General features: G+C 54.0%; 13 protein-coding genes. 9 read left to right on the top strand and 4 right to left on the bottom strand.

What is annotated here, in order from left to right; translation table 11 throughout:
• The first annotated feature begins 10 nt into the window (after nt 1-10).
• Nucleotides 11-553, top strand: coding sequence for an NUDIX hydrolase YfcD (gene yfcD / locus DW56_RS13485; RefSeq protein ID WP_024554968.1), 543 nt, complete (start codon nt 11-13; stop codon nt 551-553).
• A gap of 67 nt (nt 554-620) precedes the next feature.
• On the opposite strand, the gene pta is transcribed toward yfcD, so the two are convergent.
• Both pta and ackA read right to left on the bottom strand, forming a co-directional pair.
• Nucleotides 621-2759 (bottom strand): phosphate acetyltransferase, encoded by a 2139-nt coding sequence (gene pta / locus DW56_RS13480; protein ID WP_024562213.1) that lies wholly within the window; start codon nt 2757-2759, stop codon nt 621-623.
• Between the two features lie 84 nt (nt 2760-2843).
• Nucleotides 2844-4046 (bottom strand): acetate kinase, encoded by a 1203-nt coding sequence (ackA, locus tag DW56_RS13475; protein ID WP_024552762.1) that lies wholly within the window; start codon nt 4044-4046, stop codon nt 2844-2846.
• A gap of 334 nt (nt 4047-4380) precedes the next feature.
• On the opposite strand from ackA, the gene yfbV reads away from it, so the two are divergent.
• The 4 genes from yfbV (at nt 4381) to DW56_RS13455 (ending at nt 8062) form a co-directional block, all read left to right on the top strand.
• Nucleotides 4381-4836: a terminus macrodomain insulation protein YfbV gene (gene yfbV / locus DW56_RS13470; RefSeq protein ID WP_024552763.1), complete on the top strand. Its 456-nt coding sequence runs from the start codon at nt 4381-4383 to the stop codon at nt 4834-4836.
• A gap of 89 nt (nt 4837-4925) precedes the next feature.
• A complete protein-coding gene (locus DW56_RS13465; RefSeq protein ID WP_024552764.1) occupies nt 4926-5420 on the top strand; it encodes a YfbU family protein in 495 nt (164 codons plus the stop codon).
• A 12-nt stretch (nt 5421-5432) separates the two neighbouring features.
• Entirely contained in the window at nt 5433-6098 is a 666-nt protein-coding gene (locus tag DW56_RS13460) for a sugar phosphatase (RefSeq protein ID WP_024552765.1), read from the top strand.
• 134 nt (nt 6099-6232) lie between these two features.
• The gene (locus DW56_RS13455) at nt 6233-8062 is read left to right on the top strand and encodes an SLC13 family permease (RefSeq protein WP_029589850.1); all 1830 of its coding nucleotides are present in this window, start codon (nt 6233-6235) and stop codon (nt 8060-8062) included.
• Nucleotides 8063-8083: 21 nt separating this feature from the next.
• On the opposite strand, the gene yfbR is transcribed toward DW56_RS13455, so the two are convergent.
• A complete protein-coding gene (yfbR, locus tag DW56_RS13450) occupies nt 8084-8683 on the bottom strand; it encodes a 5'-deoxynucleotidase (RefSeq protein WP_024552767.1) in 600 nt (199 codons plus the stop codon).
• Nucleotides 8684-8761: 78 nt separating this feature from the next.
• Complete coding sequence (gene alaA, locus DW56_RS13445) at nt 8762-9976, bottom strand: alanine transaminase AlaA (protein ID WP_024552768.1); 1215 nt, start codon at nt 9974-9976, stop codon at nt 8762-8764.
• Nucleotides 9977-10938: 962 nt separating this feature from the next.
• Here alaA and lrhA point away from each other — a divergent pair.
• The 4 genes from lrhA to nuoC all read left to right on the top strand — a co-directional run bounded on the left by lrhA (nt 10939) and on the right by nuoC (nt 15551).
• Entirely contained in the window at nt 10939-11874 is a 936-nt protein-coding gene (gene lrhA / locus DW56_RS13435) for a transcriptional regulator LrhA (RefSeq protein ID WP_024552770.1), read from the top strand.
• A gap of 640 nt (nt 11875-12514) precedes the next feature.
• Complete coding sequence (nuoA, locus tag DW56_RS13430) at nt 12515-12961, top strand: NADH-quinone oxidoreductase subunit NuoA (RefSeq protein ID WP_024552771.1); 447 nt, start codon at nt 12515-12517, stop codon at nt 12959-12961.
• 15 nt (nt 12962-12976) lie between these two features.
• Entirely contained in the window at nt 12977-13651 is a 675-nt protein-coding gene (locus DW56_RS13425; RefSeq protein ID WP_024552772.1) for a NuoB/complex I 20 kDa subunit family protein, read from the top strand.
• A gap of 88 nt (nt 13652-13739) precedes the next feature.
• The gene (gene nuoC / locus DW56_RS13420; RefSeq protein ID WP_024552773.1) at nt 13740-15551 is read left to right on the top strand and encodes an NADH-quinone oxidoreductase subunit C/D; all 1812 of its coding nucleotides are present in this window, start codon (nt 13740-13742) and stop codon (nt 15549-15551) included.
• Nucleotide 15552 lies beyond the last annotated feature (1 nt).

Genomic DNA, 15552 nt, shown 5'->3' with positions numbered 1-15552 from the left:
AGGTTTCCCGATGGTGGAGCAGAGTCATTTGGCAGGCACGGAATGGGTGGATATTGTCAGCGAAGACAATGAGGTGATTGCGCAGTCGAGTCGCGAACAAATGCGCGCCGAGAGGCTGCGTCACCGCGCAACGTACATTGTGGTGCACGACGGGATGGGCAAAATCCTTGTGCAGCGCCGTACAGAAACCAAAGATTTCCTGCCTGGCATGCTCGACGCCACCGCAGGCGGCGTGGTTCAGGCGGATGAAGCGATGCTGGAAAGCGCGCGCCGCGAGGCGGAAGAGGAGCTGGGCATCGCCGGAGTGCCTTTCGCCGAACACGGACAATTCTATTTTGAAGATGAAAACTGTCGCGTCTGGGGCGGGCTTTTCAGCTGTGTGACGCATGGCCCGTTCGCGCTTCAGGAGAGCGAAATCAGCGAGGTGTGCTGGATGTCGCCGGAAGAGATAACCGCCCGTTGCGATGAATTTACGCCGGACACGTTAAAAGCGCTGGCGCTGTGGCTCAGCCGCAACGCTAATGCGGAATCCAGCAAAGCGGAAGAAGCGTAACCGCTACGCCTTCAGCAAATAATAAAAAAGGCAGCCATCTGGCTGCCTTTTTCGTTGCCGCAGCAGATTACTGCTGGGAAGCCTGGATCGCGGTCAGGGCGATGGTGTAGACAATATCGTCAACCAGCGCGCCGCGGGACAGGTCGTTCACCGGCTTACGCATACCTTGCAGCATCGGCCCGATGGAGATCAGGTCCGCAGAACGCTGTACGGCTTTGTAAGTGGTGTTGCCGGTGTTCAGATCCGGGAAGATGAACACGGTAGCGCGGCCTGCGACCGGCGAGTTCGGCGCTTTAGACTTCGCTACGTCAGCCATAACGGCCGCATCGTACTGCAACGGGCCGTCGATCATCAGGTCCGGACGTTTTTCCTGCGCCAGTTTGGTCGCTTCGCGCACTTTCTCAACGTCGCTGCCCGCGCCGGAGTTACCGGTGGAGTAGGAGAGCATCGCCACGCGCGGCTCGATGCCGAAAGCGGCGGCAGAATCAGCGGACTGAATAGCGATTTCCGCCAGCTGTTCAGCGGTCGGATCCGGGTTGATAGCGCAGTCGCCGTATACGTAAACCTGTTCCGGCAGCAGCATGAAGAACACAGAGGAGACCAGTGAGCTGTTCGGCGCGGTTTTGATGATTTGCAGCGGCGGACGGATGGTGTTGGCGGTGGTGTGAACCGCGCCGGATACCAGGCCGTCGACTTCGTCCTGCTCCAGCATCAGCGTGCCAAGCACGACATTGTCTTCCAGCTGTTCGCGGGCGACCGCTTCGGTCATGCCTTTATTCTTACGCAGCTCAACCAGACGGGCGACGTAGCTTTCACGCACCACTTCCGGGTCGACGATTTCGATGCCAGCGCCGAGCTCCACGCCCTGCGCGGCCGCTACGCGGCTAATTTCATCCGGGTTGCCCAGCAGCACGCAGGTCGCAATACCGCGCTCGGCGCAGATAGCGGCCGCTTTCACGGTACGCGGCTCGTCGCCTTCCGGCAGCACAACGCGTTTGCCCGCTTTGCGCGCAAGTTCGGTCAACTGGTAGCGGAACGCCGGCGGCGAGAGGCGGCGGCTGCGCTCGGAAGTGGCGGACAGGGAGTCAATCCACTCGGTGTTGATGTGGCTTGCTACATATTCCTGAACTTTCTCGATGCGCTCGTGGTCATCCGCTGGCACTTCAAGGTTGAAGCTTTGCAGGCTGAGCGAGGTCTGCCAGGTGTTGGTGTTGACCATAAACACCGGCAGGCCGGTAGCGAAAGCGCGTTCGCACAGCTTGCTGATGCGGGCATCCATTTCATAGCCGCCGGTCAGCAGGATGGCGCCGATTTCTACGCCGTTCATCGCGGCGAGACAGGCGGCAACCAGCACATCCGGACGGTCTGCGGAGGTCACCAGCAGCGAGCCAGGACGGAAGTGCTCCAGCATATGCGGAATGCTGCGCGCGCAGAAAGTCACGGATTTCACGCGGCGGGTTTTGATATCGCCTTCGTTAACAATCGTCGCATTCAGGTGACGAGCCATGTCGATAGCGCGGGTGGCTATCAGATCAAAGCTCCACGGCACCGCGCCCAGTACCGGCAGCGGGCTGACCGTTTGCAGATGCTGCGCATCGATGCTGACGACTTTGGCTTTGGTAGAGTCGTCAAAAATCTCAGAGAGATCCGGACGCGTGCGGCCCTGCTCATCCACCGGCGCGTTCAGTTTGTTAACAATAACGCCGGTGATGTTGCCGTTTTTTGCGCCGCCGAAGCTGCTGCGGGTCAGCTCGATACGCTCTTTCAGCTGCTCCGGGTTATCGGTGCCCTGAGACATCACGAAGACGATTTCCGCGTTCAGGGTTTTGGCGATCTCGTAGTTCAGCGACTGGGCGAACTGATGCTTACGGGTCGGCACCAGGCCTTCCACCAGCACCACTTCCGCGTCTTTGGTGTTCTCGTGGAAGCGAGCGATGATCTCTTCCATCAGCACGTCTTTCTGGTTGCTGGAAAGCAGCGATTCGACGTGGCTCATGCGCAGCGGCTCTGCGGCCGGCAGATTGCTGTTAGCGCGCACGATGGCGGTGGTCTGATCGAGCTTGTCGCCGCCGGTACGCGGCTGGGCGATAGGCTTGAAGACGCTCAGACGGACGCCTTTACGTTCCATAGCGCGGATAACGCCGAGGCTGACGCTGGTCAGGCCGACGCTGGTTCCGGTAGGAATAAGCATGATAGTACGGGACACGGTTTATCCTCTTTCGTTCGTTGCGGCCAGACTCCTCCGGCGCGACACAAAACAACACCGCCAGCACAGGCTGGCGGTGGGGTATCAGGCGGTCAGACGGCTGGCGTCCTGAGCGATAACCAGTTCTTCGTTGGTCGGGATGACCACGGCGAGGGTGGTGCCTTCTTTATTGATAAAGCCAGACTTGCCGAAGCGGGCAGCCAGGTTGCGTTCATGATCGACTTCAAAGCCGAGCACGCCCAGTTTGCCCAGAGACAGTTCACGCACCATCGCGGCGTTTTCACCGATGCCGCCAGTGAAGACCACGGCGTCCAGACGACCTTCCATCAGCGCGGTGTAGGAGCCGATGTATTTCGCCAGGCGGTGGCAGTACACGTCCATCGCACGTTTCGCGTCTTCTTTGGCTTCGTAGTTATCTTCAACGTAGCGGCAGTCGCTGGTCACTTCGGTCAGACCCAGCAGGCCGGACTCTTTGGTCAGCAGCTTGTTGATCTGATCAACGCTCATGCCCAGCGCGTCATGCAGGTGGAACACGATAGCCGGGTCGATGTCGCCGGAGCGGGTGCCCATCACCAGACCTTCCAGCGGGGTCAGACCCATAGAAGTGTCGACGCATTTGCCGTTACGGATAGCGGAAACTGAACCGCCGTTGCCCAGGTGGCAGGTGATAATATTCAGCTCTTCCACCGGCTTGTTCAGCATTTTTGCTGCTTCCTGAGTCACGTAGAAGTGGCTGGTGCCGTGCGCGCCGTAGCGGCGGATGCCGTGCTCTTTGTACAGTTTGTACGGCAGAGCGTAGAGGTAGGATTCTTCCGGCATGGTCTGGTGGAACGCGGTGTCGAATACGGCCACGTTTTTCTTCGCCAGGTTCGGGAAAGATTTCAGCGCTTCAGCGATGCCGATAAGGTGAGCCGGGTTATGCAGCGGAGCAAAAGAGGCAGCGTCTTTAATGCCCTGAATAACAGAGTCGTCAATCACCACGGAGCTGGTGTACTTCTCGCCGCCATGTACGATACGATGACCAATTGCGGTCAGCTGTGCGGAGAGTTCAGGTTTTTGTGCCAGAATAGTATTAACGATGAAGTTCAGCGCTTCGCTGTGTGCGGCGCCGGCGCCCAGCGCAGCTTCCTGTTTTCCACCGTCCATTTTCCATTTGATACGGGCTTCAGGAAGATGGAAACACTCGGCCAGACCGGAGAGGTACTCGTCACCGTTGAGCGCATCGATGATGGCGAATTTCAGTGAGGAGCTACCGCAGTTGAGAACCAGTACTAACTTACTCGACATGGAAGTACCTATTATTGATACGTGGCTAAAAAAACGTCAGTGAGTCTCTGAGCGTAGCGCAAGATGACGCCGACATTTATGATTAACGTCATGCCAGGCGAAAATTCTGCCATGACAAGAAATACTCATGAGTTTACGCCATTTTGCGCATTTTTCCGGCAACGGCGTTTTATGAATGTGTTTGACAGCGTCCGGCTTGCGGTCTACGCCATCACAGGCGCAAACAGGATACTCGATCGCGGCAGAGATTGACAAAATATTTTGAACGATGTCATGTACAGTTGTTATCTTGCACGATTATTTTATTTTTTATACTTGAAGTTGAGGTGACGCCATGTCCACACCCGAAAATCGCCCGGTGAGTTTTTTTAGTCTGTTCCGTCGTGGGCAGCACTATGCGAAGACGTGGCCTCTTGAAAAGCGCCTCGCTCCCGTCTTTGTCGAAAACCGCGTTATCCGTGCAACCCGCCACGCTATTCGCTTTATGCCGCCGGTTGCCGTTTTTACTCTCTGCTGGCAAATCGCCCTGGGCGGCCAGCTTGGGCCTGCCGTCGCTACCGCGCTTTTTGCATTAAGCCTGCCGATGCAGGGGCTGTGGTGGCTGGGTAAACGCTCCGTTACGCCGCTGCCGCCTTCGGTATTGCAATGGTTTTATGAGGTGCGCGGCAAGCTGCAAGAGGCGGGTCAGGTGATGGCGCCGGTGGAAGGCAAGCCTGATTATCAGGCGCTGGCCGATACGCTCAAGCGGGCCTTTAAGCAGCTCGACAAAACTTTCCTTGATGATTTGTAATTGACCCCGGGTTGCGCATATAAAGGAAGGCACACTTTTTATGTGCTCTCAGGCCTTTTATGCGCGCGTTGCGCGCTCAGGAGTCAAGAATGGAAATGACCAACGCCCAACGTCTGATTCTCTCGAACCAGTATAAAATGATGACGATGCTCGACCCGGACAACGCCGAGCGTTATCGCCGCCTGCAAACGATTATTGAGCGCGGTTATGGCCTACAGATGCGCGAGCTGGATCGCGATTTCGGCCAGCTTCCCGAAGAGACCTGCCGCACCGTCATCGATATCATGGAGATGTACCATGCGCTCCGTGTTTCCCGCGAAAATCTGAAAGATAACCAGACCATTGACGAGCGCCGCGTAACGTTTCTTGGCTTTGACGCAGCCACGGAAGCGCGTTATCTCGGCTATGTGCGTTTCATGGTGAACACCGAAGGCCGCTATACCCATTTTGATGCCGGCACGCACGGCTTCAACGCGCAGACTCCTATGTGGGAAAAATACCAGCGCATGCTTAAAGTCTGGCAATCCTGCCCGCGACAGTATCACCTGAGCGCCAACGAGATTATGCAAATTACCAACGCCTGACAGGAGCTGGATGTGAAGTGTAAAGGATTTTTGTTCGACCTCGACGGCACGCTGGTGGATTCACTGGCGACTGTCGAACGCGCCTGGTGCAGTTGGGCCGATCGTTTCGGTATCAGCCATGAGGAAGTGTTAGGTTTCATTCACGGCAAGCAGGCCATTACCTCGCTACGTCATTTTATGCCGGGAAGAAGCGAGGAGGAGATTGCCGCAGAATTTACCCGGCTGGAGCACATAGAAGCCTCTGATACCGAAGGCATCGTGGCGCTGCCTGGCGCTCAGGCATTGCTTTCGCAACTGAACGAGGCGCAGATCCCCTGGGCTATCGTCACCTCAGGCTCTATGCCTGTCGCTTCTGCCCGCCGCAAGGCAAGCGGCCTGCCGCTGCCTGAGGTGTTTGTGACGGCGGAGCGCGTTAAGCGCGGGAAGCCAGAGCCGGATGCGTATTTGCTTGGCGCGCAACTGCTTGGTCTGGCGCCCGAAGAGTGCGCGGTAGTGGAAGACGCTCCGGCAGGTATTCACTCCGGCCTCGCTGCCGGTTCGCCGGTGATTGCGGTGAACGCCCCTGAAACCACGCCGCGTCTGAACGAAGCCGCGCTGGTTATCGCTCGCCTTGATGAACTGTCGATTGAAAAAATGCCGGACGGTACGGTTACCGTCAGTAAAAAAGCCCATTTATGATGTAACCCCGGATCGCTGCTCTGCGATCCGGTTATAGTGACCCTGCTATTACGGCGAGAAAACGCTTTCTCGCCGCTTTTCTTTTCCACTCTCACTTTCCCGGTGCGATCCGGGGCGCAAAACAAGGACAGGTTGTGAACGGTGAACTGATCTGGGTACTCAGTCTGCTGGCCATAGCGGTGGTGCTTTTCGCTACCGGTAAAGTACGTATGGACGCTGTGGCGCTGCTGGTCATCATCGCGTTTGTTTTAAGCGGCACCCTGACGCTTAACGAAGCCTTTGCAGGTTTTAGCGATCCTAACGTCATTCTTATCGCCGCGCTGTTTATTATTGGCGACGGGCTGGTGCGCACAGGGGTGGCGACCAAAATGGGCTCGTGGCTGATGAGCGTGGCGGGAAGCAGCGAGACGAAAATGCTGATCCTGCTGATGCTCACGGTGGCAGGGCTGGGCGCTTTTATGAGTTCCACTGGCGTAGTGGCTATCTTTATTCCGGTCGTGCTGAGCGTCTGTTCGCGTATGAAAATCTCTCCTTCGCGTTTAATGATGCCGCTCAGTTTCGCCGGGCTTATCAGCGGCATGATGACGCTTGTGGCCACGCCGCCCAATATGGTGGTGAATAGCGAATTACTGCGCGAAGGGTTCAAAGGTTTTGCATTTTTTGATGTTACGCCGCTGGGGCTGGTTATTCTGCTTTGCGGCATTGTTTATATGCTGCTGTTTCGCTTTTTACTCAAGGTCAGCGGCAGCACGGAACCGGCAAGCTGGAAACGCCGCACTTTTCGCGATTTGATTAAGGATTATCACCTTACCGGCCGCGCCCGCCGCCTCGCGATCCGCCCGGGTTCGCCTCTGGCAGGCCGCCGTCTTGACGATTTGAAACTGCGCGAGCGCTACGGCGCGAACGTGATTGGCCTTGAGCGCTGGCGGCGCTTTCGCCGGGTAATCGTCAATGTGTCGGGGACTACGGAGTTTCGCGCCCGCGATGTGCTGCTTATCGATATGTCTGACCCGGAAGTGGACTTACGCCAGTTTTGCAGCGAGCTGCAACTGGAGCCGATGGTGCTGCGCGGTGAGTACTTTTCTGACCAGGCGCTGGATGTCGGTATGGCGGAAGTTTCGCTGATCCCGGAGTCGGAAATCATCGGCAAAAGCGTGCGTGATATCGGTTTTCGCACCCGTTACGGCCTGAATGTGGTAGGGCTGCGCCGCGACGGCGAGGCGCTGAAAGGCATTATTGTCGATGAACCGCTGATGCTTGGCGATATTCTGCTGGTCGTAGGTAACTGGAAGCTTATCAGCAAGCTGGGGGAGAGAGGGCATGATTTTCTGGTGCTCAATTTACCAGCGGAGGAGAGCGAGGCTTCCCCCGCGCATAGCCAGGCGCCGCATGCGATTTTCTGCCTGGCATTGATGGTGGCGATGATGCTGACAGATGAAATTCCCAATCCTGTCGCTGCTATTATCGCCTGCCTGCTGATGGGCAAGTTCCGCTGTATTGATCTGCAAAGCGCTTATAAAGCGATTCACTGGCCGAGCATCATTCTTATCGTCGGTATGATGCCTTTCGCGCTGGCGCTGCAAAAAAGCGGCGGCGTCGATTTAGTGGTGAGCGGGCTGATGGAGCTGGGCGGCGGCTACGGCCCACAGGCGATGCTGGCATGCCTGTTTGTTTTATGTGCGGTAACGGGGCTGTTTATTTCTAACACCGCAACCGCTGTGCTTATGGCGCCCGTTGCTCTGGCGGCGGCAAAGACGATGGGCGTATCGCCTTATCCGTTTGCCATGGCGGTGGCGATGGCGGCATCCGCTGCCTTTATGACGCCCGTTTCATCGCCCGTCAATACGCTGGTACTGGGGCCGGGGCGCTATGCGTTCGGCGATTTCGTCAAGCTCGGCGTGCCCTTTACCCTGATGGTGATGATAATTTGCGTGGTCTTAATCCCGCTCCTGTTCCCGTTTTGAGCAGGGCAGGGCGGGGCGTTTTCAGAGCGGCGAGTCCTGGCTTATTTCGTCCAGCGAGAGATGAAAACTCGGCACAAAGACATCAATGAAGTAATCCATTTCAGCGCTGCGCCGTTCGGCAAGGGTCTTTTCCAGACGGCTTTTTGCCAGTAAAAACTCGTTATTGCCGGCAGAGAGCTCTTCCAGGCACTTCAGGTAGGCGCATAATGCGTCCGCCTGTTTCACTACCGCTTTTTCTTCATCGCTGTAGTGGTGCTCGTCAATCAGCGGGGCGAAAAGATCGCGCAACTCTTCCGGCACCATTTCCACCAGCTTTTGCTGAGCGATTTTCTCAATGGCTTTGTACTCATGCGCGATTTGCGTATTGAAGTATTTAACCGGCGTGGGCAAATCGCCGGTCAGCACTTCGCTGGCGTCGTGGTACATCGCCAGCAGCGCGATGCGCTCGGCGTTCAGTTCACCGCCAAACTTACGATTTTTGATGACTGCCAGAGCATGCGCCACCATCGCCACCTGTAGGCTATGTTCGGAAACGTTTTCCGTTCGCACGTTGCGCATTAGCGGCCAGCGGTTAATCAATTTCAGACGGGAAAGATACGCGAAGAAATGGCTTTGATTCATATATAGGCTCTGTCTGTGACTGCGACAAAACCATTGTGGAGGGAGGAGGGGGAAGATGCAAATCTTCCCCCCTGATGATTACTGATGATAATCCGAGAGGAAGCGGCCAAATTTGGTAATCGCTAAATCCAGTTCGTCGATGCGGGGCAGCGTAACAATGCGCACGTGATCGGGCCATGGCCAGTTAAAGGCGGTGCCCTGTACCAGCAGCACTTTTTCCTGTAACAGAAAATCGAGCACCATTTTCTGGTCGTCATGAATATTAAAGCGCTTTGCGTCGATTTTCGGGAACATATAAAGCGCGCCTCGCGGTTTAACGCAGCTCACGCCAGGAATGTCGTTGATCAGTTCCCAGGCGCGGTTACGCTGCTCATAAAGACGACCGCCGGGAATGATAAATTCGCTGATGCTTTGATAACCCCCCAGCGCTGTCTGAATGGCGTGCTGCGCCGGCACGTTGGCGCACAGGCGCATCGAAGCCAGCATCTCCAGCCCTTCAATATAGCCTTTGGCATGCTTTTTCGGCCCGTTCAGCACCATCCAGCCCTGGCGGAACCCGGCTACGCGATAGGTTTTTGACAGGCCGTTGAACGTGACGGTTAACAGATCCGGCGCCAGCGCGGCGATAGAATGATGTTCCGCATCGTCATAGAGAATTTTGTCGTAAATTTCGTCAGCAAAAATAATGAGATTATGCTGGCGTGCGATCTCAACTACCTCCATCAGCAGCGCTTTAGAGTAAACCGCACCGGTGGGGTTATTCGGATTTATGATGACAATGCCGCGGGTGCGGGGGGTAATTTTCGAACGGATATCGTCAAGATCGGGAAACCAGTCGGAGGATTCATCGCACAGGTAGTGAACCGCTTTCCCGCTGGACAAAGAAACCGCAGCCGTCCATAACGGGTAATCCGGCGCAGGCACCAGCATCTCATCGCCGCTGTTAAGCAACGCCTGCATCGCCTGCACAATCAGTTCAGAAACGCCGTTGCCGATGTAAATATCCTCAACGGTTACATCACGCATTCCACGCGCCTGATAATGCTGCATGATAGCTTTACGAGCAGAATAAAGACCTTTTGAATCGCTATAGCCTTGCGCTGTTGGCAGGTTACGAATCACGTCGACGAGGATTTCATCCGGCGCGTCGAAGCCAAACGGGGCGGGGTTACCTATATTGAGCTTAAGAACTTTATTGCCTTCTTCTTCCAGGCGCTTCGCTTCTTTCAGCACCGGGCCGCGAATGTCGTAACAGACATTATCAAGTTTGCTGGATTTTTCGATGGGTGACATGGATCTGACCTTCATTGTTATCCCGCGTCCTGCCGTGGAAGCGGGTGGCGACAATGTACTCCTACCGTTCCTGCTTTTGAAGGGTGAAATAGTCAAAATTAAGCTAAACTTGAAACGCGGCGGGTTAAAAAACAAACGGCCCCGATCACAAAATATGAAACAAAATTCTATTAAATAGCTTTAATAAGGTATATAAGGCTGGGATTTTAGTTTTAGGTTATGTTTTCTGAACGAGTAGCGGAGAAGATGCCTTATATCCTCTTCCCGTTCTCTTATCCAAACTTGATTGCTCTAAAAAAATGAATATTTTCACTCTGTATCAAACTGAACCTGGGCAGCCTTTAAGTGCTTTGAATTGTGGCATTGCCGTTAAGGCTATCGCTTTTATTAATTATGAATAATAAGTTTTATTTAATATAAAATTTAAGGACATCCTAATTAGGTATGTATTTATAAACAGCTTAATAAGAATACTTCGATAATTTACACAGGCTATTAAAAAAATTGCCGATATGAGATAGTATGATCAGGCTTATGATGACGTACTCTGGCATAATACCCAGTGATGAGTCTGTTTTTTCAATCTGCTTTGATACTTAATTGTTTCTTATCAATAATATAGGCGATCTAATGTTTTCGCTTTATGTCACTTGCATTAAAGCAAAGCGGGGCAAAGCCTGGATGTCGCCGTTTTGCCAGAAACTTTTGTATACCGTCAGGAATTTAATTAAACAAACTGAATGGATGTGCAAAGTATTTGAACGTGTGGCAATAAATTTATTTGTTAAAAGATAAGTTTATCAACATTTTTGTGCCTTAATGATTGTAAAAATTAAGCGTCAATTGCGCTTCACGGCAACACAACGGTGGCCGGATGTGCATGTCAAACGGAATTGCTTTTTTTGAACACATAGCTTTTTAAACCAAGGCCGCCATAGCGTAACCTGACAGTGAATAACAACATGATAAATGCAAATCGTCCGATACTTAATCTCGACCTCGATCTGCTCCGGACCTTTGTGGCGGTTGCCGATCTAAATACCTTCGCAGCCGCAGCGGCGGCAGTGTGCCGAACGCAATCGGCGGTGAGCCAACAGATGCAACGCCTTGAACAGCTGGTGGGAAAAGAGCTGTTCGCCCGACATGGTCGCAACAAGCTGCTTACTGAACACGGCATTCAGCTGCTGGGCTATGCGAGAAAAATTCTTCGCTTTAATGATGAAGCATGCACATCACTAATGTTTAGCAGTTTGCAGGGCGTACTGACCATCGGTGCTTCGGACGAGTCCGCCGATACCATTTTGCCCTACCTTCTGAACCGTATTAGTTCGGTTTATCCGAAATTAGCACTGGACGTACGCGTTAAACGTAACCCGTTTATGGTTGAAATGCTCAATCAGCAAGAAGTCGACCTTGTCGTGACTACCGCCTGCCCAACTCATTTTGACAGTATGGTGCTTCGCACTTCCCCAACGCTTTGGTATTGCGCTGCGGATTATATTTTGCAAAAAGGCGAACCTGTACCGCTGGTGCTGCTTGATGAGCCGAGCGCTTCGCGCGACGCCATTCTTGAAAGCCTCAATGCGGCCAAGCTTCCGTGGCGTATTGCCTACGTAGCGTCAACATTGCCCGCTGTGCGCGCCGCAGTAAAAGCGGGGCTTGGCATCACCGCGCGGCCGGTTGAAATGATGAGTCCCGATCTGCGTGTGCTGGGCACCTCGGATGGCCTGCCGGTGATGCCCGAAACGCAGTATCTGCTGTGTCGCAACGCTAACGGACAAAACGATCTCGCCCAGATTATTTTTCAGTCGATGGAAAACAGTTATACCCCATGGAACTATGTCGCTACCGCAGGAAGCGGCGATGATTCAATCATGACTGAAGATGATATTGAGTAGCCGGCCCGGCAAACTGGTAACATTTTGTAAACTGCATAAAAAACCTGTCTGCGCCCTTTAATGGATTAAAGGGCGTATTTGTACACACATTTACTAAAAACCCGCCTTTTCATGCGCTTTAGCTGCGCCAATTCCTTCTGTTTTTCACGGTTATTTTATCGTTTTTATCTGCTTAAATTTTCCACAATAGCGCCCTTGAGATCCCGCTTTCTTGTTAAAAATTGAGCGGCATTGTTGTTCTTTTTACCCGGAAATTAACAAAAGCGTGTCTCAGATCAAGAAAATACCCTTGCTAAGGGGGATGAATAGTTGCCATTTCCTGCCAGAATAAGAGGGTTATTTTTAATTAACTCACCTTACGGACACGATTCAACACCGCTAAACAGGGTGTCCGGGCAATCACTCTCGTTGTAAAACGGCATCAAATGTTAACCGGGTTGCGTGGATGTAAACTAATGTGAGGATTCTTTTGTTAAAGTTGACAAAAGGTTATAGAAAGGAGTAAAAAACCCCATCAATTTGCTGCCTAAAGGCCTATAACGGTAGTAATTGTAAGGTTTATTGTTCCTCCCTTTAAATCGATGTGGCGTTCATCTGCCAGCAAGAGCAGGGGTCTTAGCGCCACTTTTTGAGTTAAGCAATGCGTATGTCAACATCCACTGAAGTCATCGCTCATCACTGGGCATTCGCTATCTTTCTTATTGTTGCAATCGGTTTGTGTTGCCTGATGCTGGCAGGCGCCTGGTTTTTAGGCGGTCGCGCACGCGCGAGGCATAAAAACACGCCTTTTGAATCCGGTATCGATTCTGTGGGCTCCGCCCGCTTGCGTCTTTCCGCAAAGTTCTATCTGGTGGCTATGTTCTTCGTCATCTTCGACGTGGAAGCCCTATATCTCTATGCATGGTCGACGTCGATTCGCGAAAGCGGATGGGTCGGCTTTGTCGAAGCCGCAATTTTCATTTTAGTGCTACTGGCTGGTCTGGTTTATCTGGTGCGTATCGGCGCGCTGGACTGGACGCCCGCGCGTTCACGCCGCGAGCGTATCAACCCCGAACAGAGCGGTCTCACTAATCGTCATACGCAGTAACAGCGAGGCAATAAGATGGATTACACGCTCACCCGCATCGATCCCAACGGTGAGAACGACCGTTACCCCCTGCAAAAACAGGAGATTGTCGCCGATCCCCTGGAGCAGCAGGTCCACCGCACTGTCTATCTGGGGAAACTTGAGAACGCCCTGCACGACATGGTGAACTGGGGTCGCAAAAACTCAATCTGGCCTTATAACTTCGGCCTTTCATGCTGCTACGTAGAGATGGTGACATCGTTTACGGCAGTGCATGACGTCGCTCGCTTCGGCGCAGAAGTGTTGCGCGCCTCCCCGCGTCAGGCGGACCTCATGGTTATCGCCGGTACGCCGTTTACCAAAATGGCGCCAGTCATTCAGCGTCTTTACGACCAAATGCTTGAGCCGAAATGGGTGATTTCCATGGGCGCCTGCGCTAACTCGGGCGGCATGTACGACATCTACTCCGTTGTGCAGGGCGTCGACAAGTTTCTGCCGGTTGACGTTTATATTCCTGGCTGTCCGCCGCGCCCTGAAGCTTATATGCAGGCGCTGATGCTGTTGCAGGAATCAATCGGCAAAGAGCGCCGTCCGCTGTCGTGGGTTGTTGGCGATCAGGGCGTTTACCGCGCCAATATGCAGTCCGAGCGCGAACGTAAACGCGGCGAGCGTATTGCTGTCACCAACTTGCGTACACCAGACGAAATTTAATTGCGCCTGCGGGCGGTGGGTCTTCTCTTTGCATATCACTCTATAACAGCGCGAAGCCACTCCCGTCAGTCACCACAGAACCATTGCAATGGTGAGTACTATGACCGATTTAACCGCGCATGAAGCCGCCCAGCAAGCCTGGCAAACCCGGGATCACCTTGATGACCCGATTATCGGCGAATTGCGTAACCGTTTTGGGCCGGATGCCTTTACTGTTCAGGCTACCCGCACCGGGGTCCCGGTGGTGTGGGTTAAGCGCGAACAATTACTGGAAGTTGGCGATTTTCTAAAACGCGTACCTAAACCTTATGTCATGCTTTATGACCTGCATGGCATGGATGAACGTCTGCGCACCCACCGCGAAGGGTTACCCGCCGCGGATTTTTCCGTTTTCTATCATCTGCTTTCTATCGATCGCAACCGCGACATCATGCTGAAAGTCGCGCTCAGTGAAAACGATCTGAACGTGCCAACGTTTACCAAACTTTTCCCGAACGCCAACTGGTATGAGCGTGAAACCTGGGAGATGTTTGGCATCACCTTTAACGGCCACCCGCACCTGACGCGCATCATGATGCCGCCGACCTGGGAAGGCCACCCGCTGCGTAAAGATTACCCGGCGCGCGCGACTGAATTCGATCCGTTTGAGCTGACGAAAGCCAAGCAGGATTTAGAAATGGAAGCGTTGACCTTCAAACCGGAAGACTGGGGCATGAAGCGCGGCACCGAAAATGAGGATTTCATGTTCCTCAACCTCGGTCCGAACCACCCGTCCGCGCACGGTGCGTTCCGTATTATCCTGCAACTGGACGGCGAAGAGATTGTCGACTGCGTGCCGGATATCGGTTATCACCATCGCGGCGCGGAAAAGATGGGCGAGCGGCAGTCATGGCACAGCTATATTCCGTACACTGACCGCATCGAATACCTCGGCGGCTGCGTTAACGAAATGCCTTACGTGCTGGCCGTTGAAAAGCTGGCGGGCATTGTCGTGCCGGATCGCGTTAACGTGATTCGCGTTATGCTCTCCGAGCTTTTCCGCATCAACAGTCACCTGCTTTATATCTCTACGTTTATTCAGGACGTGGGGGCGATGACGCCGGTCTTCTTCGCCTTTACCGATCGCCAAAAAATTTACGATCTGGTCGAAGCGATTACCGGGTTCCGTATGCACCCGGCCTGGTTCCGCATCGGCGGCGTGGCGCACGATCTGCCTCGCGGTTGGGACCGCCTGCTGCGTGAGTTCCTCGACTGGATGCCGAAACGTCTCGCTTCCTATGAGAAAGCCGCGCTGCGCAACACCATTCTGAAAGGCCGCGCCCAGGGCGTTGCCGCTTACGGCGCAAAAGAGGCGCTGGAATGGGGGACAACCGGCGCTGGCTTGCGCGCTACCGGTATCGATTTCGACGTGCGTAAAGCGCGTCCTTACTCTGGCTACGAAAACTTCGACTTTGAAATTCCGCTCGGCGGCGGCGTCAGCGACGCTTACACCCGCGTTATGTTGAAAGTAGAAGAGCTGCGCCAGAGCCTGCGCATTCTTGAGCAGTGCCTCAATAACATGCCGGAAGGCCCGTTTAAGGCGGATCACCCGCTGACGACGCCGCCGCCGAAAGAGCGCACGCTGCAACATATTGAAACCCTGATCACCCACTTCCTACAGGTTTCCTGGGGACCGGTGATGCCAGCCAACGAATCTTTCCAGATGATCGAGGCGACAAAAGGGATTAACAGCTACTACCTCACCAGCGACGGCAGCACCATGAGCTACCGCACCCGCGTGCGTACGCCGAGCTTCCCGCATCTACAGCAGATCCCTGCTGTGATTCGCGGCAGCCTGGTCTCCGACCTTATCGTCTATCTGGGTAGTATCGATTTTGTAATGTCTGATGTGGATCGCTAAC

This window comes from Franconibacter helveticus LMG 23732 (genome assembly GCF_000463115.2).
Classification (GTDB): Bacteria; Pseudomonadota; Gammaproteobacteria; order Enterobacterales; family Enterobacteriaceae; genus Franconibacter; species Franconibacter helveticus.
The sequence above is the reverse complement of the archived record's forward strand: the minus strand, read 5'-3'. Positions and strand labels throughout refer to the sequence as shown.